Genomic DNA, 21660 nt, shown 5'->3' with positions numbered 1-21660 from the left:
CGGGACCCTTACCCGAATCTTAAATTTGAAACAAAATATGACTATTCCGTGGGAAACTAGGGATAGTCCTAGCCGTCCGCGAGGTCCGGCGTTGGCGCATACAGCGGAAAAATCACGCGGATGCGCGTGCCCGGCAAATCCGAATGCGCGGTGGGATGGTCGCTGATGACGACGCTGGCCTGATGCTTTTGCGCGATCTCCCGCACGATGGCCAGACCGAGGCCGCTGCCATCCGAGGTCGTGCCCAGCACGCGGTAGAAGCGGTCGAACACGCGCTCGCGCTCTTCCGGCGGGATGCCGGGACCGGAATCCTCGACTTCCAGCACGCCTTGCCCGGCAAGGCTGAGCGCGCGCACCGTGATGTGGCCGCCGCGCGGCGTGTAGCGCAGCGCGTTGTCCACCAGGTTGTTGAGCAGTTCGGCCAGCAGCAAGGGATTGCCATTGATCTCGACGGGCTCGTCCGAGCCCTCGAAGCCCAGGTCCGTGCTGAGCGACAGGGCAAGCGGCACCCAGTGCATGGTCTGCTCGTAGGCGATGGTGTTGATGTCGGTGCGGGTCAGCCCGATGGCGCTGGGATTTTCGGCGCGGGCCAGCAAGAGCAGCTGGTTCACCAGCCGGGTCGCCCGTTCGGAGCCGGTCACCAGCTGGCGCAGGCTGGACTGCATTTCTTCGGGACTGGCGTCGCGCAGCGCCAGTTCGGCCTGGGTCCGCAATCCCGCCAGCGGCGTCTTCAGCTGATGCGCCGCGTCCGCCACGAAGCGGCGCTGCGCCTGGACGTTGGCGGACAGGCGGTCCAACAGGTCGTTCATGGCCGCCACCAGCGGGGCGATCTCGGAGGGGGCTGCGCGCTCGTCGATGGGGGAGAGGTCGTCGGGCCGGCGGGCCCGCAGCCGTTGCTGCAGCGCGTTCAGGGGCGCCACGCCGCGCGACAGGCCGAACCACACGAGCAGCACGGCGATGGGCAGCACCACGAACTGCGGAATGATCACGCCCTTGATGATGTCGTTGGCCAGCTGCGTGCGCTTTTCCACGGTCTCGGCCACGATCAGCAAGGCGGGCTGGGTGTCGGGCAGGTTCAGGTCGACCCAGGTGAACGCCAGCCGGATTCCGAAGCCGCGCAGGGTGTCGTCCTCGTATTGGACCTCGCCGGGCCTGGGCTGGCCCACGGTGGCGGGAAGGGGCAGGGCGCGGTCGCCGCCCAGGTATTCGCCGCGGCTGCCCAGGGCCAGCCAGAAGACGCTGTCGGTTTCATCGGCGCGCAGCACGTCGCGCGCGGCGTCGGTCATCTTCAGGACGGCGCGGCCGTCCTGGGCGTGGACCTGCCGCGTCAGCACATGGAGATTGTTGGCAAGCGCCCGGTCGTAGGGAACGTTGGCGATGTTCTGCGCGACCACGTAGGTGATGGCCACGCTCATCGGCCACAAGAGGAAGAGCGGCGCGAGCATCCAGTCCAGGATCTCGCCCAGCAGGGAACGCTGGGGCGGCGCGAAGCTCGGGCCCTTGGACCCGGCTTGCATGACATCCAGCGCTTCCTGGTTGAGCGGCTCTGGAGGCGCAGGCTCAGCTTGCGAGGTACGCCGCACCCTGGTCCCGCTCAAGACAGTAGCCCAGGCCGCGCACGGTCACGATCTTCACGCCGCTGGGTTCGAGCTTCTTGCGCAGGCGATGCACATAGACCTCGATGGCGTTGGTGCTGACTTCCTCGCCCCATTCGCAGAGGTGGTCGACGAGCTGCGTCTTGCTGACCATGCGCCCGCTGCGGGTCAGGAGGATTTCGAGCAGGCTGACTTCGCGGGCGGACAAATCCAGCGTCTGATCGTCCACGATGGCCACGCGGCCGGTCTGGTCGAACAGCAGCCGGCCATGCTTGAGCATCGTGGCGCCGCCGCCGGCGCCGCGCCGGGTCAGCGCCCGCACGCGGGCTTCGAGTTCGGACAGCGCGAAGGGCTTGGCCATATAGTCGTCGGCGCCCAGGTCCAGGCCCTTGACGCGCTGTTCGATGCTGTCGGCCGCGGTCAGGATGAGCACGGGCAGGGCGGAATTGCGGGCGCGCAGGCGGCGCAGCACTTCCAGCCCCGCCAGTTGGGGCAAACCGAGGTCGAGGATGAGCAGGTCGAATGCCTGGGCGGCCAGCGCGGAATCGGCCGCGAGCCCGTCGCGTACGGCATCCACGGCGTAGCCGTTGTGGCGCAACGACCGGGACAGGCCGTCGGCCAGGATGCTGTCGTCTTCGGCAATCAGAATACGCATGGGCTGCTGCAAATAGGGAACCCCACGCCGCGCGCGCTTGCCGCCTCTTGGGCGCTTTCCGCCTTGGAGCGGCCCGGCGGCGGAAAAGGGGCAAAATACCGGGATTGCTTTCGATTCTGTCATATGCCGCAATGCTTGCCCACTCAGGGTATACGTGCAAAAGACTGGCACACTGGGTTTTTGTACAGTACAATCCGATGCCATAATCTGATCCGTAGCTCAAAGCATCCGCCGGCCCTCTGACAGATCCGCGCCAAACCCGCGCCAAACCCGCGCCAAACCCGCGCCAGGTCCGTAGCCAGACCCATAGCCAGACCCGTAATCCCCTTCGACACCCAGATACGTTACAGACAGGACTCTACATGGACGACAAAACCACCAAGGCCGCCGCATCGGAAAAGGCCAAGGCGCTTGCCGCCGCGCTTTCGCAGATCGAAAAGCAGTTCGGCAAGGGCTCGATCATGCGCTACGGCGACAACGAGGTCTCGCATGACATCCAGGTGGTTTCCACGGGATCGCTGGGTCTGGACATCGCGCTGGGCGTCGGCGGCCTGCCGCGCGGCCGCGTGGTCGAAATCTACGGTCCGGAATCGTCGGGCAAGACCACGCTGACGCTGCAAGTCATCGCCGAAATGCAAAAAACCGGCGGCACCTGCGCCTTCGTCGACGCGGAACACGCGCTCGACGTGCAGTACGCCAACAAGCTGGGCGTCAACCTGACCGACCTGCTGATCTCGCAGCCGGACACGGGCGAGCAGGCGCTGGAAATCACCGATGCGCTGGTGCGTTCGGGCTCCGTCGACCTGATCGTCATCGACTCGGTGGCCGCGCTGGTGCCCAAGGCCGAAATCGAAGGCGAAATGGGCGATTCGCTGCCCGGCCTGCAAGCCCGCCTCATGAGCCAGGCGTTGCGCAAGCTGACCGCCACGATCAAGCGCACCAACTGCATGGTCATCTTCATCAACCAGATCCGCATGAAGATCGGCGTGATGTTCGGCAACCCCGAAACCACCACCGGCGGCAACGCGCTCAAGTTCTACGCCTCCGTGCGCCTGGATATCCGCCGCATCGGCTCCATCAAGAAGGGCGACGAGGTGGTCGGCAACGAAACCCGCGTCAAGGTCGTAAAGAACAAGGTCGCGCCGCCGTTCAAGCAGGCCGAGTTCGACATCATGTACGGCGCCGGCATCTCGCGCGAAGGCGAAATCATCGACCTGGGCGTGGCCGCCAACGTGGTGGACAAGTCCGGTGCGTGGTACAGCTACAACGGCAATCGCATCGGACAGGGCAAGGACAACGTCCGCGAGTACCTGAAAGAGCACAAGGCAATCGCCATCGAGATCGAGAACCGCGTCCGCGAGAACCAGGGCATCGTCAGCCGCGCCGCTGAATTCGTGCCGACGGCGGAAGACACCGCCGAATAATCGAAACGATCCACCGGTCGCAGGCGGTTCCTCGCCTGCGGCCCATGCATCGCACCGGGCTCCGCCCGGCAAATTGCGGCAGGCGCCTTGACGGGCCTGCCGTTGTGCATGGCAAGCAGGAAACGCATGAGCTGGAAACCGACTCCCGCGTCAGCCGACCGCCTTCGAGCCAAGTTGGATGACGAATTCGAAACCGTCGCCAAGCCGCAGGGCTTGCGCCGCACGTCGGACGCGCGCGCCGGGCAGGAAGCCGCCGCGCCTGCTGGGCAAGCCGATCAATGGCAGCGCAGCTCCGAACAGCGCGGCGCGGCGCGCGGCCGCCGCGCGGCCGCCGGCGGCGATGAATCCCCTTCCGATGACGGCAAGCAGGCTCGCAAAGGGCCGTCGCTGAAAATGCGCGCGGTGGGTTATCTGTCGCGGCGCGAACATGCGCGTGAAGAACTGGCGCGCAAGCTGGCCGCCTATGCCGAAGACGCCGCCGAAGTCGACGCGGTGCTGGATGCCCTGGAGAAAGAAGGGTGGCTGTCCACCAAGCGCTTTGCGCAAAGCCTGGTGCACCGGCGCGCATCGCGCCAGGGCGCGGCGCGCATCGTGCAGGAATTACGCCAGCATGGGGTCGACGACAACCAGGTCGCCGAACTGCGCGACCAGCTGCGGGCCACCGAATACGACCGCGCGCTGGAAGTCTGGAAGAAACGCTTCGACGCCAGGCCGGACGACCGCGCCGCCTACGCCAAGCAGGCGCGATTCCTGGCCAGCCGCGGTTTCGCGCACGACGTGATCCGCCGCATCCTGGGCGAGGGCGAAGAGGACTGAGGCCGCCGTGCGGCGTGGGGGCCTTTTTGCCGCCGGGCCGCCCCAAGGCAAAAACGCCCCCTCGGGGGGCAGCAAGCACGCGAAGCGCGCGCGGCGTGGGGGCCTTTTTGTCCGCCGGGCCGCCCCAAGGCAAAAACTCCCCCTCGGGGGGCAGCAAGCACGCGAAGCGCGCGCGGCGTGGGGGCCTTTTTTGTCCGCCGGGCCGCCCCAAGGCAAAAACGCCCCCTCGGGGGGCAGCAAGCACGCGAAGCGTGCGCAGCGTGGGGGCCTCTTTCCCCTTATTTCGCCGACTTGATCCCCGACAACGTCTTGAAGCAGACATCGCGGGTGATGGTCAGGAACTCGTCGATGTACGAGGCGTCCGTGTCCTCGCTGCGCACGGTGGCGTACAGCGTGCGCCATACGCCTTGGGGGCCAAGCCGGCAGAGCCGCAGCCATCCCTGGTTCATGTATTCCGTCAGCGCCCAGTTGGGCAGCGCCGCCACGCCCCGGTTGCTGGCGACGAGCTGCGCGATGATGGGCGTCAGTTCCGCCTTGCGGATGGCGGCGGGTTCCACGTCGGCGGGGTCGAGGAACGCCGTGAAGATGTCCAGGCGCTGCTTGTCCACCGGATAGGTGATGAGCGTCTGGTCGGCCAACTGGTCCGGCATGATGAATTTGCTGCCGGCCAGCGGATTCGATTCCGATACGGCCAGCACCAGTTCGTACTTGAACAGCGGCAGGTATTCCACGGCGTCCAGCGGCTGGGGGTCTGAGGTGATGACCAGATCCAGGTCGCCGCGCACCAGCGCGGGCAGGGGAGCGAACGAGAATGCCGCCGACAGGTCCAGCGCCACATCCGGCCATTGCACGCGGAAGGCGTCCAGAGCCGGCATCAGCCATTGAAAGCAGGAATGGCAATCGATCGCCAGGTGCAGCCGTCCGGTGCGTCCGGCCGCCAGGCGCTGCAGATCCCGTTCCGTCGCGCGGATGCGGGGCAGGACCTCGTCGGCCAGGGCCAGCACGCGCAGGCCGGCGGTGGTGAGGCGGGCCGGGCGGGTGCGGCGGTTCAGCAGGGGCGTGCCCAGACGGGTTTCCAGGTCGCGCAACTGGTGCGAGAGGGCGGATTGAGTCAGGTGCAGGCGCTCGGCGGCTTCCTGCAGGCTGCCGCCTTCCCGGATGGCGGTCAGCGTTTCAAGGTGGCGGATTTCTAGCATGTGCGTGGGAAAGGCATGGCGAACCCGCGCCGGCGCGGGATTCCGGCTCCGAACCCCCGAGGGCCGGAATGAGCTTATATTGTATGAGGGTTTCTCATTTTATGAATGTAGACATTGATTTTGATTCATTTTGGTTTGGCCTCAGAATAGCCTTCACTTGAACAAATTTTGTCTAACGGCGGTGTTGTCATGACTACTATTCATAATTTGGGATTCCCCCGCATTGGCGCCCAGCGCGAATTGAAGCGCGCTGTCGAGGCCTATTGGGCCGGCAAGCAGACTGCAGAAGCGCTGGAAGAAACCGGCCGCGAACTGCGCGCCAAACATTGGAAGCTGCAAGCCGAGGCCGGCCTGAAGTTCGTGCCGGTCGGCGACTTCGCCTGGTACGACCAGATCCTGGAATGGACCACGCTGCTGGGCGCGGTGCCCGCCCGCTTCGGCCAGAAGGACAATGAGCCGGTTGCGCTGGACACGCTGTTCCGCATGGGCCGCGGCCGCGCGCCGACCGGCAAGCCCGCCGCCGCTTGCGAAATGACCAAGTGGTTCGATACCAACTACCACTACATCGTGCCGGAACTGGTTCCGGGCCAGACTTTCCGCATCGCCCGCGAATCCCTGTTCGAGCAGATTCAGGAAGCGCAGGAACTGGGCCTGGCCGTCAAGCCGGTGATTCCCGGTCCGCTGACCTGGTTGTACCAGGGTAAGGGCGATGCCTTTGCCGACGGCGCCGCCGATGCGGGCAAGCTGCAGCTGCTGGCCTCGCTGCTGCCGGTGTACGAAGAAGTGCTGGCCCGCTTTGCGAAGCTGGGCGTGCAGTGGGTGCAGATCGATGAGCCCATCCTGGCGCTGGATCTGCCGCAAGCCTGGCGCGATGCTTTCCGGCAGGTCTACGCCACGCTGTCCGCAAGCTCGGTCAAGCTGCTGGTCGCGACCTATTTCGACGGCCTGAAGGACAACCTGCCCACCGCGCTGGCGCTGCCCGTGGCCGGCCTGCACGTGGATCTGGTCCGCGCGCCGGAGCAACTGGCCGAAGTGGTTGCCGGCCTGGGCGCCGAGCAGGTGCTATCCGCCGGCGTCATCAACGGCCGCAACATCTGGCGCACCGACCTGGACGCCGCCATTGCCACCCTGGCTCCGGTCAAGCAGCAGCTGGGCGACCGCCTGTGGCTGGCGCCGTCGTGCTCGCTCTTGCACGTGCCGGTGGACCTGGCCAACGAGACCGAACTGGACGCCGAGTTGAAGAGCTGGCTGTCGTTCGCCGCGCAGAAGCTGGAGGAACTGAGCCTGTTGGGCCGCGCGCTGGATAGCGCGACGGAGGCCTCGGTGCAAGACGGACTGGTCAAGCAACGCGCCGCGCTCGCCGCGCGCCGCGCCTCGCCCCGCATCCACAACCCTGTCGTCGGCCAGCGCATGGCGGCTGCCGCCAGCGTGTCGCGCGACCGCGCGCCGTTCGCCGGCCGCATCGCCCGCCAGCAAGAGGAGCTGGGCCTGCCCGCCTACCCGACCACGACGATCGGCTCCTTCCCGCAGACGGCCGAAATCCGCGCCCTGCGCCGCGACTGGAAGTCGGGCGCGCTGACGGACTCCGCCTACGAGACCGCCATCCGCAAGGAAATCGAGGAAGTCATCCGCTTCCAGGAAAAGGTGGGCCTGGACGTGCTGGTCCATGGCGAACCCGAGCGCAACGACATGGTGGAGTATTTTGGCGAGCTGCTGGCCGGCTTTGCCTTCACCAAGAACGGCTGGGTGCAGAGCTACGGTTCGCGTTGCGTCAAGCCGCCGATCATCTTCGGCGACGTGGCCCGTCCCGCGCCGATGACGGTGGGCTGGTCGTCCTACGCGCAGTCGCTGACCGACAAGCCGGTCAAGGGCATGCTGACCGGTCCAGTCACCATCCTGCAATGGTCGTTCGTGCGCGACGACCAGCCGCGCGAGCAAACCTGCCGGCAACTGGCGCTGGCCCTGCGCGACGAAGTGGTGGACCTGGAAACCGCCGGCATCAGCGTGATCCAGATCGACGAGCCGGCCATCCGCGAAGGCCTGCCGCTGCGCCGCGCCGACTGGCAGGCCTACCTGGACTGGGCCGTGGACTGCTTCCGCCTGTCGACCGCCGGCGTGCGCGACGAGACGCAGATCCACACGCACATGTGCTATTCGGAGTTCAACGACATCATCGAATCCATCGCGGCCATGGACGCGGACGTGATCACGATCGAAACCTCGCGCTCCAACATGGAACTGCTCAAGGCGTTCGAAGACTTCCGCTATCCGAACGACATCGGTCCGGGCGTGTATGACATCCACTCGCCCAACGTTCCCGAGGTGGACTGGATGGTGGACCTGATGAACAAGGCCGCCGCCCGCCTGCCGAAGGAGCGTCTCTGGGTAAACCCTGATTGCGGTCTGAAGACGCGTGCCTGGCCGGAAACGGAAGCCGCGCTGATCGGCATGGTCCAAGCCGCGCGCGCCCTGCGCGAGTCGGCCTAAGCAGGCCGCCCGGAGGCTGCCTCTCCGGGCATCGTCCAAAGGCTATGAAACCCGGTTTGCGCCGCAGACGCGCAAGCCGGGTTTTTTGCCGCCAGGCCGCCCCAGGCGAAAAATGCCCCCTCGGAGGCAGCGGCCAAGAATACGGTTGATCGCAGGCCGCCTGCGCTATACTTTGAAGGTTTTGTTGCCGCGCACCATGCGCAGGCCATCTTCGCCCCGCAGGCCCCCAGCATGCCCTTGCCACCGCCCGATTGTCCTCGCCAACCACTGCACACGCGTTCCATACGTGTGCAGTCGTATGCGCGCGATGACGGGAACTGGGATCTGGAAGCCGAGCTGATCGACGTCAAGGCGTACGATTTCCCCAAGCGCGACGGCGAGATGTTCAAGGCCGGGCAGCCTATCCACCATATGCATCTGCGCATCACCATCGACGAGAATTTCTCGATCGTGGGGGCTCAGGCCGTCTATGACGCAGCGCCTTACGGCGGGCATTGCATGGCCATCGAGCCGGCTTACACTGATCTGATCGGAATGAATCTCCTCAAGGGGTTCCGCCGCCAGGTCAAGGAGCGGTTCGGGCATGTGGAGGGCTGTACGCACATGACCGAGCTGTCGCAGGTGCTTCCCACTGCGGCGGTCCAGACCATGGCCAACCGCCGGCGGCAGGAAATCAACCCGGATCTGCGTCCATTCCAATTGGACGGCTGCCATGCGCTAAGCACTCGCGGCCCGGTGGTGGCTGAGCACTATCCCAAGTGGTACACCGGGGGCAGCGCTGAGGCATCGGCCGATTCGTCCTCCGATTCACCTTCTTTTTCTCATACGTCCTGACAGGTAACACATGAAAATCCACGAGTATCAAGGCAAGGAACTGCTGAAGCAATTTGGCGTCCCGGTGCCGCGCGGGATCCCCGCTCTTTCCGTCGACGAGGCCGTGGCTGCCGCTGAAAAGCTGGGTGGACCGGTTTGGGTCGTCAAGGCACAAATCCACGCGGGCGGCCGCGGCAAGGGCGGCGGCGTCAAGCTGGCGCGCTCGCTGGACGACGTTCGCAAGCTGGCCTCGGAAATCCTGGGCATGCAGCTGATCACGCACCAGACCGGCCCGGAAGGCCAGAAGGTCCGCCGCCTGTACATCGAAGACGGCGCCGACATCCAGAAGGAATACTACGTTTCGCTGGTCACTGACCGCGCAACGCAGAAGGTCGCCTTCATCGCCTCCAGCGAAGGCGGCATGGACATCGAGGAAGTGGCTCACTCCACTCCCGAGAAGATCATCACCGAATACATCGACCCGCTGACCGGCCTGTCCGTCGAGCAAGCCACCAAGATCGCCAACGCGATCGGCCTGCCCGCCGACTCGACCGCCCAAGCCGTGGACGTGTTCCAGAAGCTCTACAAGTGCTACATGGACACCGACGCTTCGCTGGTCGAAATCAACCCGCTGAACCGCGACAGCAAGGGCAACATCATCGCCCTGGACGCCAAGTTCAACTTCGATCCCAACGCCTTGTTCCGTCACCCGGAACTCGTCGCCTACCGCGACCTGGACGAAGAAGATCCCGCTGAAATCGAAGCCAGCAAGTTCGACCTCGCCTACATCCAGCTCGATGGCAACATCGGCTGCCTGGTGAACGGCGCCGGTCTGGCCATGGCCACCATGGACACCATTAAGCTGTTCGGCGGCGAGCCGGCCAACTTCCTGGACGTCGGCGGCGGCGCCACGGCCGAGAAGGTCACCGAAGCATTCAAGATCATGCTCAAGAACAAGAGCGTGAAGGCCATTCTGGTCAACATCTTCGGCGGCATCATGCGCTGCGACGTCATCGCCGAAGGCGTGATCGCCGCGTGCAAGGCCGTCAACCTGAGCGTGCCGCTGGTCGTCCGCATGAAGGGCACCAACGAAGAACTCGGCAAGAAGATGCTGGCCGACTCGGGTCTGCCGATCATCAGCGCCGACACGATGGCCGAAGCGGCCACCCGCGTCGTAGCCGCCGTCAAGTAAATATGCCCCCTCGCCGCGCCCCTTCGGGGCTTGCTGCCCCCCAAGGGGGCGCTTTCCACCTTGGGGCGGCCCGGCGGTAAAAGAAATTGCCAAGGATTCACAAATGTCGATTCTGATCAACAAGGACACCAAAGTCATCACCCAGGGCATCACGGGTAAGACGGGCCAGTTCCACACCCGTATGTGCCGTGAGTACGCCAATGGTAAAGCCGCCTTTGTGGCTGGCGTGAACCCCAAGAAGGCGGGTGAAGACTTCGAAGGCGTGCCGATTTTCGCTTCGGTGAAAGACGCCAAGGCCGACACCGGCGCCACCGTGTCCGTCATCTACGTGCCGCCCGCCGGCGCCGCCGCCGCCATCTGGGAAGCTGTCGAAGCCGAACTGGACCTGGTGATCTGCATTACCGAAGGCATCCCGGTCCGCGACATGCTGGAAGTCAAGAACCGCATGAAGGCCAAGGGCAGCAAGACGCTGCTGCTGGGCCCGAACTGCCCGGGTCTGATTACCCCCGACGAAATCAAGATCGGCATCATGCCGGGCCACATCCATCGCAAGGGCCGCATCGGCATCGTCAGCCGTTCGGGCACCCTGACGTACGAAGCCGTGGCGCAAGTCACCGAGCTGGGCCTGGGTCAGTCCAGCGCCGTCGGCATCGGCGGCGATCCCATCAACGGCCTGAAGCACGTCGACGTGCTCAAGCTGTTCAATGACGATCCCGACACCGACGCCGTCATCATGATCGGCGAAATCGGCGGTCCGGATGAAGTCAACGCCGCGGAATGGGCCAAGGACAACATGAAGAAGCCGGTCGTCGGCTTCATCGCTGGCGTCACGGCTCCCGCCGGCAAGCGCATGGGCCACGCCGGCGCCCTGATCTCCGGCGGCGCCGACACGGCCGACGCCAAGCTGGAAGTCATGGAAGCTTGCGGCATCCGCACGACGCGCAACCCCTCCGAAATGGGCAAGCTGCTCAAGTCGGTGCTGTAAGTCTCGGCATTGCGCTGCAAAAGCCCGCTTCGGCGGGCTTTTTTTCGTCCGCTTTCTGTCGTTTCCTAGGGTAATCCCGCGTCCATGATGCGGCCGGGCAAATCAAACGGAAAGCTGAACGAAACTATAATGAAAGAAATTTCGCGCGTACCCAGCAAGAATGCCGTCATGCTCGCACCAAGACGGTCAGTACGTTTTTGTCTTCACTCATCCATTAATTTGGTTTGTCCTAGGGGGATCACACCTAGGAAAGAGAGGTATGGAACTCAGTTCAGCGGCATTCTGGATAGCATTGCTCCAGATCATTTGGGTCAACATTCTGCTATCGGGCGACAACGCCGTGGTCATTGCGCTGGCGGCGCGTTCACTGCCTCCGGCCCAACAGAAGAAAGCGATCGTGGTCGGCTCCGCTGCCGCGATCATCATGCGTATCGTGCTGACGCTCGTGGCGGCCAAGTTGCTGCTGTTGCCGTGGCTCAAGCTCATCGGCGCGCTGCTCCTGGTCTACATCGGCGTGACGCTGCTGTTGCCGGAAGGCGAGGAAGACGGTTCGGGCAAGACGCAGGGTAATTTGTTGACTGCAATTCGGACTATTATGATTGCCGACCTGGTCATGAGCCTGGACAATGTGGTAGCTGTCGCTGCCGCGGCGATGGGCGACACGACCTTGCTGGTGCTGGGTTTGGCGATCAGCATCCCCTTGGTCATCTTTGGCAGTACGTTGCTCCTGAAGGTCATCGAGCGCTTTCCGCTCATCGTCTGGGTGGGTGCGGCATTGCTGGGTTTCATCGCAGGTGAATTGCTGGTGGGCGATCCCGCCCTGCAGGAGCCGGTGGCGCGTATTGATGCGGCATTGGGCGTAACGCAGCACAGCTTTGCGCTGATGACTGGCGTGCTTGGCGCGGTGCTGGTCCTGGCGATTGGTAAAGTTTTGCTGATGCGCCAGAAAGCTGACTGAAAGCTGAATTACAATAATCAGTTGTTTTGAATTCACTTGCCGCGCGGTGCGCGGCAAGTGGGCCGGCTCGGGGCCGGCCATTCTTTTCATAAATGCCTTCGGGGGTTCATAGTGCTTGAGTTTTTCCAGACGCTGAGTTGGGCAGCGGTATTCCAGATCATCCTCATCGACATCCTGCTCGGCGGCGACAATGCCGTCGTGATCGCGCTGGCTTGTCGCAACCTGGCGCCCAAACAGCGCATGCAGGGCATCCTCTGGGGCACTGCGGGCGCCATCATCCTGCGTGTCGTGCTGATTGCTTTCGCACTGACGCTCCTGTCCATCCCCTTCCTGAAGGTCGTGGGCGGCGTTCTGCTCCTCTGGATCGGCGTCAAGCTCCTGATTCCCGAAGACGATGCGCACGGCAACGTCAAGGGCGGCACATCCATCGCCGCCGCCATCAAGACCATCATCATCGCTGACTTCGTGATGAGCCTGGACAACGTGATCGCCATCGCCGGCGCGGCCCAGAACGCTCACGCCGACCATCAGATCGGGCTGGTCGCCTTCGGCCTGATCGTCAGTGTGCCGATCATCATCTGGGGCAGCACGCTGGTTCTGAAGCTGATCGACCGCTATCCGCTGGTTGTTACGTTTGGCGCGGCTCTGCTCGGCTGGATCGCCGGCGGCATGCTGATCACCGACGTTATTGTCGAGCGTCAATTCGGCGTTCAGCCGACTACGGTTAAAATCGCTGCAGAAATTATCGGCGCCTTGCTCGTTGTTGTCCTTGGACGGTGGCTGGCAAGCCGCAAAACCGCTTCCAAGGAATCAGCACATGAGTCTGCGTAGATCCGTCGATCCCCAGCAATCCGAATCAGGCCTGAGCCTTCTTCAGGGCCTGTTCGTGCTGGCCATCCTCGGGGTAGTCGCGACGGTCATCGTCTCCAACTTTGTTTGATGACGTCTCGTGTCTCTTCCGCAACGCCTGGTCATCGCGACCCGCGCCAGCCGGCTTGCCCTGTGGCAAGCCGAGCATGTGCGCGACCGGCTGCGCACGCTGTACCCGGCGTGCGCGGTTGAGCTTCTTACCCTGACGACCCGAGGCGACCAGATCCTCGACCGCACGCTCTCCAAGGTGGGCGGGAAGGGACTGTTCGTCAAGGAACTCGAAAACGCGCTGCTCGACGGGCGGGCCGATCTCGCCGTGCACTCCTTGAAGGACGTGCCGGTGGATCTGCAGGCCCCGTTCGAGCTTTGCGCCGTCCTTGATCGCGCGGATCCGCGCGATGCCTTCGTGTCCAACCGCTACGCGTCGCTGGCAGACCTGCCGGCGGGCGCTGTCGTCGGCACGTCCAGCCTGCGCCGCGAGTCCCAGATCCGCGCGCGCTATCCCGAACTCGTTGTAAAGCCCCTGCGCGGCAACCTGGACACGCGTCTGGGCAAGCTGGACAAGGGCGACTACGACGCCATCGTGCTGGCCGCCGCCGGCCTGGAACGCCTGGGCCTGGGGGCGCGCGTCAGCAGCATGCTCGATCCCGCCGACAGCCTGCCGGCTGCCGGGCAGGGCGCGCTGGGCATCGAAATTCGCGATGATCGCGATGACATGCGCGCCTGGCTGGCGCCGCTTGTCAGCGCGGACACGACGTCCTGTGTCCTGGCCGAGCGCGCCGTATCCCGCAAGCTGGGCGGGTCCTGCCAGGTTCCCCTGGCGGCATTTGCCCAGATCGACGGCGACACCCTGTCGCTGCGGGCGCTGGTGGCGTCGCCCGACGGCGCGCGCATGGTCCGCACGGTCCGCAGCGGTCCCGTGAGCGAGGCCGAAGCCATCGGCGAAGCCGCCGCGAGCGAACTGCTGGATGCGGGCGCCGAGGCCATTCTTCGCGAATTGTTGCAAGAACCCCGGCCAGACTGATGTCCAAGGCGTCCGCAGCCGCCGAGAGGCCGCGCGTCGCTGTCCTGACGCGGCCCGCGGGCCGCAATGAGGCGCTGGCCGGCCGTCTGCGCGACGCCGGCTGGTCGTCCTGCATCCTGCCTGCCCTGGAAATCCATCCCCTGCAGATTGACGCCGCGAATCTGCCGCGGCCGTCCGGCTACGACATGGTCGTGTTCGTCAGCGGCAATGCCGCCCGGCAATACCTGGACCAATTGGCCAGCGTGGACGGCCCGGCGGCGTGGCCGACGGGCGTGATCGCGGCCACCGTGGGCCCGGCCAGCGCGCAGGCGCTGCGCGAAATGACGAGTTTTGGCGCGAATACAACAGTCCTGCATCCCGGCGAATCGGCTCCCAGCCACGACTCCGAGGCGCTCTGGCGCGTGCTCCAGGACCTGCCCCGGCTGCCCGCCCGCGTACTGCTGGTGCGCGGCACGCAGGGCAGGGACTGGCTGGGCGACACGCTCGAGGCCCGCGGCGTGGCCGTGACGCGCCACGCCGCCTATCTCCGGCGGCCGGCCCGATGGAGCGCCGGACAACTTGCCGAACTGCGGCGCTGGGCGGACGGCGGCGTCCACGCCACCTGGCTGATCACCAGCGGCGAAGGGGCGGATGCCGCGCGCGCCTGCCTGGAGGCGGCAGGCCTTGCGGACTGGTGGGAGCGCTGCGGCTTCGTGCTGACCCATCCCGCCCTTGCGCGCCGCGTGCCGCAGGCCGCGCATGGCGCGCCCGGCCTGGCAATGGTAAAAATCTGCTTGCCCAACGACGAGTCGATATTCCAGGCTTTTGTTGCTGCTTGATTCGTTGCTTCGGACTGACACCGAATACAATCGCGTCATGACAGACAAGACTCCCGCTACCGATCCGGCTGTTCATTCGGCCGCCCCGGGCGCAAGCGCGCCCGCATCGGCCCCGGCCGATTCCGTCAAGGCCCGTCCGGCCAAGCGCGGCAGTGGCCCATTGGTCACTGCCCTGATAATCGTTATCCTCCTGGCCGTCGGGCTGGGTTACGCCCTGTGGAAGCAGCGCACGCAGTTCGTGTCCGCCGGGCGCGAAGTCGCCTCGCGCATCGATACGCTTAGCGCCGACGTTGCGCAGGCCCGCAAGGACACGCGCGAGGCCCTCGCGCTGGCGCAGGCCCAGGCCGGCCGCGTGGGCGAACTGGAAGACACCGTTCGCGAGACGCAAAGCCAGTACAACGCCCTGCAATTGGCCTGGCAGAATTTCAACGACAGCGCCAGCGACGAACTGCTGGCCAACGACGTCGAACGCCTCCTGACGATCGCCAACCAGCAACTGCGCCTGGCCGGCAATGTTTCCAACGCCATCGTCGCCCTGGAAACCGCGCAATCGCGCCTGGCGCGCGCTGACCGGCCGCGTTTCTCCAGCCTGCAGCAGGCGATCAACGGCGATCTGGACCGGCTGCGCGCCGTGTCCACGGTGGACATCCCCGCCCAGTCGGCCCGTATTGAACGCCTGGTCTCGCTGATCGGCAGGGCGCCCCTGCTGGTGCCCGATTCCGCCGCCCCGGGCGTCGCGCCCGCCGGGCAGTCTCAGCCGGCCGCTCCGGCGCCCACGGTGGATCCTCTGGCCGGCCTGCCCGCCGACGCGCCCTGGTGGCAGCGCTGGCGCGCGGAAGTGGCCTCGTGGCCCGGCCGCGCCGGTTCCGCCCTGGCGCAGGAGCTGGGCGGTCTGATCACCATTCAGCGCGTGGACGAACCCGCCGCGCTGCTGCTGTCGCCCGAACAGGCCGATCAGGTCCGCGGCACGCTGCGCCAGCGCCTCCTGACCGCGCAACTGGCGATGCTGATGCGCCAGTCCTCGGTCTGGAAAAGCGAGCTCGACAACGTCGGCGTAACGCTCTCCAAGTATTTCGACAACCGTTCCCCCGATACCGTCGCCGCCCAGACGCTGGCGCGCGAACTGGCTCAGACCGACATCGCCGTGCGCATGCCGGACGTGGCGGACAGCCTGAACGCCGTCGCTGCGCTGCGCGCCGCGGGCTTCAAGACCAGCGGGCAGGACTAAGGCTTATGCGTACCTGGTTCTGGACACTGCTGCTCGCCGTCGTCGCCGTCGCCCTGGCGGTGGTGCTGCGCTCGCATTCCGGCAACGTGCTGTTGCTGGTGTGGCCGTGGCGCATCGGGATGTCGCTGACGCTCGCCGTCTTGCTGATCGTGGCGGCCTTCATCATCTTGTACGTGGGCCTGCGCCTGCTGGCCTGGCTGCTGGCCATCCCCGACCGCGTGCGCGCCTGGCGCGGCAAGCGCGCGCAGGCGCGCGATCACGAATTGCTCGAGCGCGGCTGGATCGGCCTTCTGGAAGGCCGCTACACGCACGCCGAAAAAGACCTGACCAAGCTGCTCGAGCAGACCAAGGTGCAGATGCGCCGCGTCCTGGCGGCCCTGTCCGCCGCGCGCGCGGCGCACGGCCTGGGCGAATTCGACCGGCGCGACCGCCTGCTGGCCAACGCGCAGGAACAGGCGGGCACCGATCCCGGCCTGACGGAAGCCACCGCCACGGTCTCCGCCGACATGCTGCTGGACCAGGGACGCGCCGAACGGGCGCTGGCGGTGCTGGCGCCGCTGGCCGACGGCGGCGCGCGCCATCTGCACACGATGCGCCTGCTGCTGCGCGCGCATACGGCGCTGAATCACCAGGACCAGGTCTTCACGCTGGCGCGCGGCCTCGTGCGCCGCAATGCGCTGGCGCGCCCCGAAGCGGACCTGCTGGTCGACGCCTCCGGCTCGGCGCGCTTGCGCGTGGCCGCCGGCAGCGACGCCTGGCGATCGATCTGGAAGGACCTGAAGGCGGAAGAGCGCCTGCTGCCCGAGATCGCGCTGGCTGGCGCGGCCGCCTTCGAGGCCGCCGGCGAAGCCAACGAAGCCGCCCGGGTGCTGGAATCGGCCATCGCCGTGAAGTTCAATCCGACCCTCGTTGCGGCGTACGCGCGCTGCGAAGCCGACCAGGTGTCGCGCCGCCTGGCCAAGGCCGAGACCTGGCTGCAGCAGCGCCCGACCGATCCCGACCTGCTGACCGCGCTGGGCATGCTTTGCCTGAACGGCCAGCTTTGGGGGCAGGCTGAACGCTATCTGTTGCGCAGCCTCAGCCGCCGCAGCGACGCGCAGACGCATGCCTTGCTGGGCAGCCTGTATGACCGCCTGGACCGTCCCGCCGATGCCGTGCGCCACTGGCGCCTGGCGACGGCGGCCAGCATGGCGCTGCCGGTGCTGGCCGTGGACGCGGCCCTGCCGCCGGCCGATACCGGCTCCGACCCGTACCACGTGGACGCCGAAGGCGGCTACGCGGTGGGCCTGTCGGACACGGACAGCGACGCCGATATCGGCGGCGACTATCCGGCCCTGCCGCCGGCGGTGGCGGCCTCGGCCGCCGACTATGTGCTGGACCCGGATGCGCGCGTCAGCAATGAACAGCGCGACCGCGCGCTGGCGCCCGAAGATGCGCCGCTGGCCGGCGGAACCTCCGACATCGACGAGTACTTCGACAGCGCCCCGATACCGGCGGCGGCATTCGATGAACCCGTGCCCACGTACGCGCCGGCGCCTCCAGCGGGGCCCAAGCCCGCGCCGGCGGCGGCGCCCGCGCCGGTGCCGACCACCAAGCCGCCGTTCAAGGACGACGGCTCGATTTGAATATTTCTTCAGACACACAACAAGGTTGAATCATGAGTCTTGATCGCGTCTCCCCTGGCAAGAAGCTGCCGGAAGACTTCAACGTCATCATCGAAATCCCCATGAACGCCGACCCGGTGAAGTACGAGGTCGACAAGGACTCGGGCGCGATTTTCGTTGACCGCTTCATGCTGACTGCCATGCACTACCCGTGCAACTACGGCTACATCCCGCAAACCCTGTCCGAAGACGGCGACCCCGCCGACGTGCTGGTGCTGACGCCGTTCCCGATCCAGATCGGCGCCGTCGTGCGCTGCCGCGCCATCGGCGTGCTGGAAATGGACGACGAATCGGGCGGCGACGCCAAGCTGCTGGCCGTGCCGATCGAAAAGCTGTACCCCCCGTACCGCAACATCAAGTCCTACGAAGATCTGCCGGGCGAAGACATCGCCCGCATCCAGCATTTCTTCGAGCACTACAAGGACCTGGAAAAGGGCAAGTGGGTCAAGGTCAAGGGCTGGAAGGGCGTCGACGCCGCGCACGAGGAAATCGTGCGCAGCGCCGAGCGCTACAACCAGGCCTGATCAGCCTTTGGGCCGCGCCGGTGCTGCACCGGCCGGCGCCCTGATGCGGCGCGGCCGCGACGGCATGATGCCGATCGCCGCCGCGCCGTTGCTTTGCGGCGCCTGCAAATTCTGCGACACCTCCGCCGCCGCGACCTGGATGCGCGCTTGCAGGACGTCCAGGCGCTGCGCCGAGGTATGCGCTTCGGCGGCGATGAAGACCAGGCTGCCGACCACCTTCTGCTCGGGGCTGAAGATCGCCGCGCCGATCCCCATCAGCCCGCGGTCGACCTCTCCATGCGAGACGCACACGCCGGCGGCGCGCAAGCGCTTCAGATTCGCGCGGAATTCATCCCAGTCTTCGCCCAGTCCCGCTTCGCGGATTTCGGTCGCGTGCCAGAGCATCAGGTTGCGCAACTGGTAGGGCGGCAGGTTGGCCAGGATGGGCTTGGCGGTCGCGCCGCGGAACATGGGGAAGGGGCGGCCGCGCGCGTAGCTGGATTCGATGGAGTTGTCCGTCCAGTAGCGGTCCACGCACATGACCTTGTCGCCGTAGTAGCTGCACAGCATCAGGTTGGCGTGCAGCTCGTCGCCCGTGGCGCGCATGACGTCGCGCGCGGCGCGCATCAGCGGATCGTGCTGGCGCAGATGGCGGTCCAGTTCGATGATGCGGGACCCGAGCACATACGCGCCGCCGGCGGTGGGCGCCAGCAGCCCGCTTTCGGTCAGCGACTTGAGATAGCGGTAGGCGGTGGCGCGCGAGCACTCCAGATGCGCCATGACGTCTTCCTGGAACGCGGCGGTGGTGTCGTCGCGAAAGAGGTCGAGGATGGACAGCATGCGATCGGGGGTGCTCATTGCTTCGGGACGCGCCTAGTGAATGTGGAAGCCGCCGTTGACGTCGACCACGATGCCGGTTGAGTAAGAGGACAGGTCCGAGGCCAGGAAAAGAATGGCTTGCGCGACTTCGGCTGGCGAGCCGAAGCGTTGCAGCGGAATGCCCTGTTTGAGTTCTTGTTCCCAATTTTCGCCGAATTTGCCCAGCGTCATGTCGGTTTCGATAATGCCGGGCGCCACGCAGTTGGCGCGCACGCCCCGGGGACCCAGCTCACGCGCCAGGGCCTTGGTGAAACTGATGACGCCGCCTTTGGACGCCGCGTAGTGAGACCCTCCCAGCAGTCCGCCGCCGCGCAAGGCGGCCGTGGAGCCCAGGCTCACGATCGCCGGCTGCCGCGTGCTTTCCAGCAGGGCCGGAAGCGCCGCATGCGTGACGTTGTAGGTGCCGGTCAGGTTCACCTCGATCATGCGGCGGAACTCGTCCTCGGGCAGGTCCCAGATGCGCGTGGCGGCAACGATGCCGGCATTGTTGACCAGCACATCGATGCCCCCGAGCGCCTGCCTGGCGCGCGCCAGGGCCGCCTCGCAGGACTCGGCCCGCGACACGTCGCAATGGATGTCCACGCGGCCGTGGGCAAGCGAAGCCGGCGCGCCGTCGGGATAGGCGTGGTCCAGCACCGCGACGCTGGCGCCCTGCGCCAGGAACAGTTCGACGACGGCGGCGCCGATGCCGCGGGGGTTGGCGCCCCCCGTGACAACGGCGCGCTTGCCCGCCAGGAGTTCAAGCGCGCCGCCCGTCACGATTTCACCAGCGCGCAGCCGCCATCCTTCAGCGGACGGAAGGCCTCTTCGGCGGGAATCTTGCGGACCAGGTTGTAGTAGTCCCAGTCGCGCTTGGACTCCGCCGGCTTTTTGACCTGGAACAGGTAGAGGTCGCGCATGACGCGGCCGTCTTCGCGGATGCGGCCGTTTTCGGTCATGAAGTCGTTGATGGGAGTCTCGTGCATCTTCTTGAGCACCGCGTCGGCCCCATCCGTGCCTGCGGCCTTGATCGCGTTCAGATAGTGCATGGCGGCGCTGTAGTTGCTGGCCTGCACCATGGAGGGCATGCGGCCGGTGCGCTTGAAGTAGCGTTCGGACCACTGGCGCGCCTTGTCGTCCTGGTCCCAGTAGAAGGGCTCGACCAGGTTCAGCCCCTGCGCATACTCCAGCCCGACGCTGCGCACGTCCACGATGCTCATGAAGAGCGCGGCCACGCGCTGCTTGCTGCCCATGATCCCGAATTCGAACGCCTGCTTGATGCTGTTGATGGTGTCGCCGCTGCCGTTGGCCAGGCCGATCACCTGCGCCTTGGAGGCCTGGGCCTGCAACAGGAACGACGAGAAGTCCGAGCTTGCGATGGGATGGCGAACGCTGCCGACCACCTGTCCGCCCTTGGCCTTCACGACCGCCATCGCGTCGCGTTCCAGCGAATGGCCGAACGCGTAGTCGGATGTGATGAAGTACCAGCTCTTGCCGCCGTCTTCCATCACGCCGTTGGCCACGCCGGTCGCGTAGGCGTAGGTGTCGTAGGTCCAGTGCATGCCGTTGGGCGAGCAGGCCTTGCCCGTCAGGTCCGCCGAGCCCGCGCTGGTGAAAATCACGACGCGCTTCATCTGCCGGGTCAGGTCCTGCACCGCCAGCGCGATAGCCGAGTTGGGCACGTCCAGGATCAGGTCCACCTTGTCGTTCTCGTACCAGCGGCGCGCCACCGACACGCCGATGTCCACCTTGTTCTGGTGGTCGGCCGAGATGACTTCGATGGGCTTGCCCAGCACTGAGCCGCCGAAATCCTCGACGGCCATCTTCACGGCTTCCACGCCGAACTTGCCGGACAGGTCCGCCATCATGCCGGACTGGTCGCCCAGCACGCCGATCTTCACGACGTCATCCGACACCTGCGCCTGGGCGGACAGGGACAGGGCGCCCAGCGCGCAGGCAGCAAGGCTGTTCTTGATAAGGGTCTTCATGGGTGTCTCCTCGGGGGCTTGGTTCTTTGCGCGCCGCCCTGTGCCGGGCGGTCTTGCGGGGTCATGCGGGCGCGGCCTTTATTCCAGCGTCTGGCCGGCGTAGGCGTCGATGAACAGATTGGGTTTCAGGAAGAAGCTGAGCACCAGCGCGCCGTTGGGCGCGCGCGCCACGTGGCGGTTGCCGCGCGGGCGCCAGACGTAGTCGCCCGCGCACACCTCGCCTTCGGCGTCCACGATGGACCCCTCCAGCACGAAGGTCTGTTCGACTTCCACGTGTTCATGCAGCGGCAGTTCGGTGCCGGGCTGCCAGCGGAAAAGGGCGGTAAGCAGGCCGGACTCCTTGTCCTGCATCAGCACCTTCATGTCTATGCCTTCCACCTGCGTGGGCTTCCAGGGCAGATCGGCAACTTTCAGGAAGCGCGACGCCAGGGGCGGCAGCGCATTGGCGGCCGGACAGCCGGGGGTTTCGAGGGCCATGATTGTCTCCTAGCCATTACTCGTTATAGAAGATAAAGCAAAAATCTTGTTATTGAGTGTTTAAAAATAGTCGCGTATATTGAGATTGATGTCAACTTTGTTTTTGCAT

At 65.8% G+C, this 21660-nt stretch carries 21 protein-coding genes; 14 read left to right on the top strand and 7 right to left on the bottom strand.

Annotated features, from left to right (window positions below; genetic code table 11):
* Window positions 1-68: 68 nt before the first annotated feature.
* Window positions 69-1445, bottom strand: coding sequence for a sensor histidine kinase N-terminal domain-containing protein (locus ACFWP0_RS09725; protein WP_377841863.1), 1377 nt, complete (start codon window positions 1443-1445; stop codon window positions 69-71).
* 115 nt (window positions 1446-1560) lie between these two features.
* Window positions 1561-2250 (bottom strand): response regulator transcription factor, encoded by a 690-nt coding sequence (locus ACFWP0_RS09720; RefSeq protein ID WP_006218337.1) that lies wholly within the window; start codon window positions 2248-2250, stop codon window positions 1561-1563.
* Window positions 2251-2612: 362 nt separating this feature from the next.
* Between ACFWP0_RS09720 and recA the strand changes: the two genes are divergently transcribed.
* Both recA and recX read left to right on the top strand, forming a co-directional pair.
* Window positions 2613-3674 carry a recombinase RecA gene (gene recA / locus ACFWP0_RS09715; protein WP_377841555.1) on the top strand — a complete coding sequence of 354 codons (1062 nt, stop codon included), beginning with the start codon at window positions 2613-2615 and terminating at the stop codon, window positions 3672-3674.
* Window positions 3675-3800: 126 nt separating this feature from the next.
* Entirely contained in the window at window positions 3801-4490 is a 690-nt protein-coding gene (gene recX, locus ACFWP0_RS09710) for a recombination regulator RecX (protein ID WP_377841554.1), read from the top strand.
* 278 nt (window positions 4491-4768) lie between these two features.
* On the opposite strand, the gene ACFWP0_RS09705 is transcribed toward recX, so the two are convergent.
* Entirely contained in the window at window positions 4769-5686 is a 918-nt protein-coding gene (locus ACFWP0_RS09705) for a LysR family transcriptional regulator (protein WP_171663286.1), read from the bottom strand.
* Window positions 5687-5875: 189 nt separating this feature from the next.
* Between ACFWP0_RS09705 and metE the strand changes: the two genes are divergently transcribed.
* The 12 genes from metE to ppa all read left to right on the top strand — a co-directional run bounded on the left by metE (window position 5876) and on the right by ppa (window position 18249).
* The gene (metE, locus tag ACFWP0_RS09700) at window positions 5876-8173 is read left to right on the top strand and encodes a 5-methyltetrahydropteroyltriglutamate--homocysteine S-methyltransferase (RefSeq protein WP_377841552.1); all 2298 of its coding nucleotides are present in this window, start codon (window positions 5876-5878) and stop codon (window positions 8171-8173) included.
* A gap of 231 nt (window positions 8174-8404) precedes the next feature.
* A complete protein-coding gene (locus ACFWP0_RS09695) occupies window positions 8405-9007 on the top strand; it encodes a DUF2889 domain-containing protein (RefSeq protein ID WP_377841550.1) in 603 nt (200 codons plus the stop codon).
* A gap of 10 nt (window positions 9008-9017) precedes the next feature.
* Window positions 9018-10178, top strand: a complete 1161-nt coding sequence (sucC, locus tag ACFWP0_RS09690; RefSeq protein WP_377841548.1) for an ADP-forming succinate--CoA ligase subunit beta — start codon at window positions 9018-9020, stop codon at window positions 10176-10178.
* 103 nt (window positions 10179-10281) lie between these two features.
* The gene (sucD, locus tag ACFWP0_RS09685; RefSeq protein ID WP_006225012.1) at window positions 10282-11163 is read left to right on the top strand and encodes a succinate--CoA ligase subunit alpha; all 882 of its coding nucleotides are present in this window, start codon (window positions 10282-10284) and stop codon (window positions 11161-11163) included.
* 259 nt (window positions 11164-11422) lie between these two features.
* A complete protein-coding gene (locus ACFWP0_RS09680) occupies window positions 11423-12121 on the top strand; it encodes a TerC family protein (protein WP_377841546.1) in 699 nt (232 codons plus the stop codon).
* Between the two features lie 111 nt (window positions 12122-12232).
* Window positions 12233-12952, top strand: coding sequence for a TerC family protein (locus ACFWP0_RS09675; RefSeq protein ID WP_377841545.1), 720 nt, complete (start codon window positions 12233-12235; stop codon window positions 12950-12952).
* Window positions 12939-13061 carry a hypothetical protein gene (locus ACFWP0_RS09670; RefSeq protein ID WP_006218348.1) on the top strand — a complete coding sequence of 41 codons (123 nt, stop codon included), beginning with the start codon at window positions 12939-12941 and terminating at the stop codon, window positions 13059-13061. Before ACFWP0_RS09675 ends, ACFWP0_RS09670 begins: the two co-directional genes overlap by 14 nt.
* Window positions 13062-13070: 9 nt before the next feature.
* A complete protein-coding gene (hemC, locus tag ACFWP0_RS09665; RefSeq protein ID WP_377841543.1) occupies window positions 13071-14015 on the top strand; it encodes a hydroxymethylbilane synthase in 945 nt (314 codons plus the stop codon).
* A complete protein-coding gene (locus ACFWP0_RS09660; RefSeq protein ID WP_377841542.1) occupies window positions 14015-14833 on the top strand; it encodes a uroporphyrinogen-III synthase in 819 nt (272 codons plus the stop codon). Before hemC ends, ACFWP0_RS09660 begins: the two co-directional genes overlap by 1 nt.
* A 37-nt stretch (window positions 14834-14870) precedes the next feature.
* Window positions 14871-16061, top strand: coding sequence for a uroporphyrinogen-III C-methyltransferase (locus ACFWP0_RS09655; RefSeq protein WP_377841540.1), 1191 nt, complete (start codon window positions 14871-14873; stop codon window positions 16059-16061).
* 5 nt (window positions 16062-16066) lie between these two features.
* Window positions 16067-17686, top strand: coding sequence for a heme biosynthesis HemY N-terminal domain-containing protein (locus ACFWP0_RS09650; RefSeq protein ID WP_377841538.1), 1620 nt, complete (start codon window positions 16067-16069; stop codon window positions 17684-17686).
* A gap of 32 nt (window positions 17687-17718) precedes the next feature.
* On the top strand, window positions 17719-18249 hold the full coding sequence (gene ppa / locus ACFWP0_RS09645; protein ID WP_377841536.1) for an inorganic diphosphatase: 531 nt from the start codon (window positions 17719-17721) through the stop codon (window positions 18247-18249).
* Here the strand turns inward: ppa and ACFWP0_RS09640 are convergent, their stop codons facing one another.
* From ACFWP0_RS09640 to ACFWP0_RS09625, 4 genes are all read right to left on the bottom strand, one after another.
* Window positions 18250-19086: an IclR family transcriptional regulator gene (locus ACFWP0_RS09640; RefSeq protein WP_377841534.1), complete on the bottom strand. Its 837-nt coding sequence runs from the start codon at window positions 19084-19086 to the stop codon at window positions 18250-18252.
* A 15-nt stretch (window positions 19087-19101) separates the two neighbouring features.
* Window positions 19102-19866: an SDR family oxidoreductase gene (locus ACFWP0_RS09635; protein ID WP_377841532.1), complete on the bottom strand. Its 765-nt coding sequence runs from the start codon at window positions 19864-19866 to the stop codon at window positions 19102-19104.
* Entirely contained in the window at window positions 19863-21074 is a 1212-nt protein-coding gene (locus ACFWP0_RS09630) for an ABC transporter substrate-binding protein (protein ID WP_377841530.1), read from the bottom strand. The genes ACFWP0_RS09635 and ACFWP0_RS09630 overlap by 4 nt, the downstream gene beginning before the upstream one ends.
* Before the next feature lie 78 nt (window positions 21075-21152).
* Complete coding sequence (locus ACFWP0_RS09625) at window positions 21153-21551, bottom strand: cupin domain-containing protein (protein WP_171663272.1); 399 nt, start codon at window positions 21549-21551, stop codon at window positions 21153-21155.
* Window positions 21552-21660 lie beyond the last annotated feature (109 nt).

Origin of the sequence: Achromobacter sp. NPDC058515, from assembly GCF_042721735.1 — a bacterium.
Lineage (GTDB): Bacteria > Pseudomonadota > Gammaproteobacteria > Burkholderiales > Burkholderiaceae_B > Achromobacter.
The sequence above is the reverse complement of the archived record's forward strand: the minus strand, read 5'-3'. Positions and strand labels throughout refer to the sequence as shown.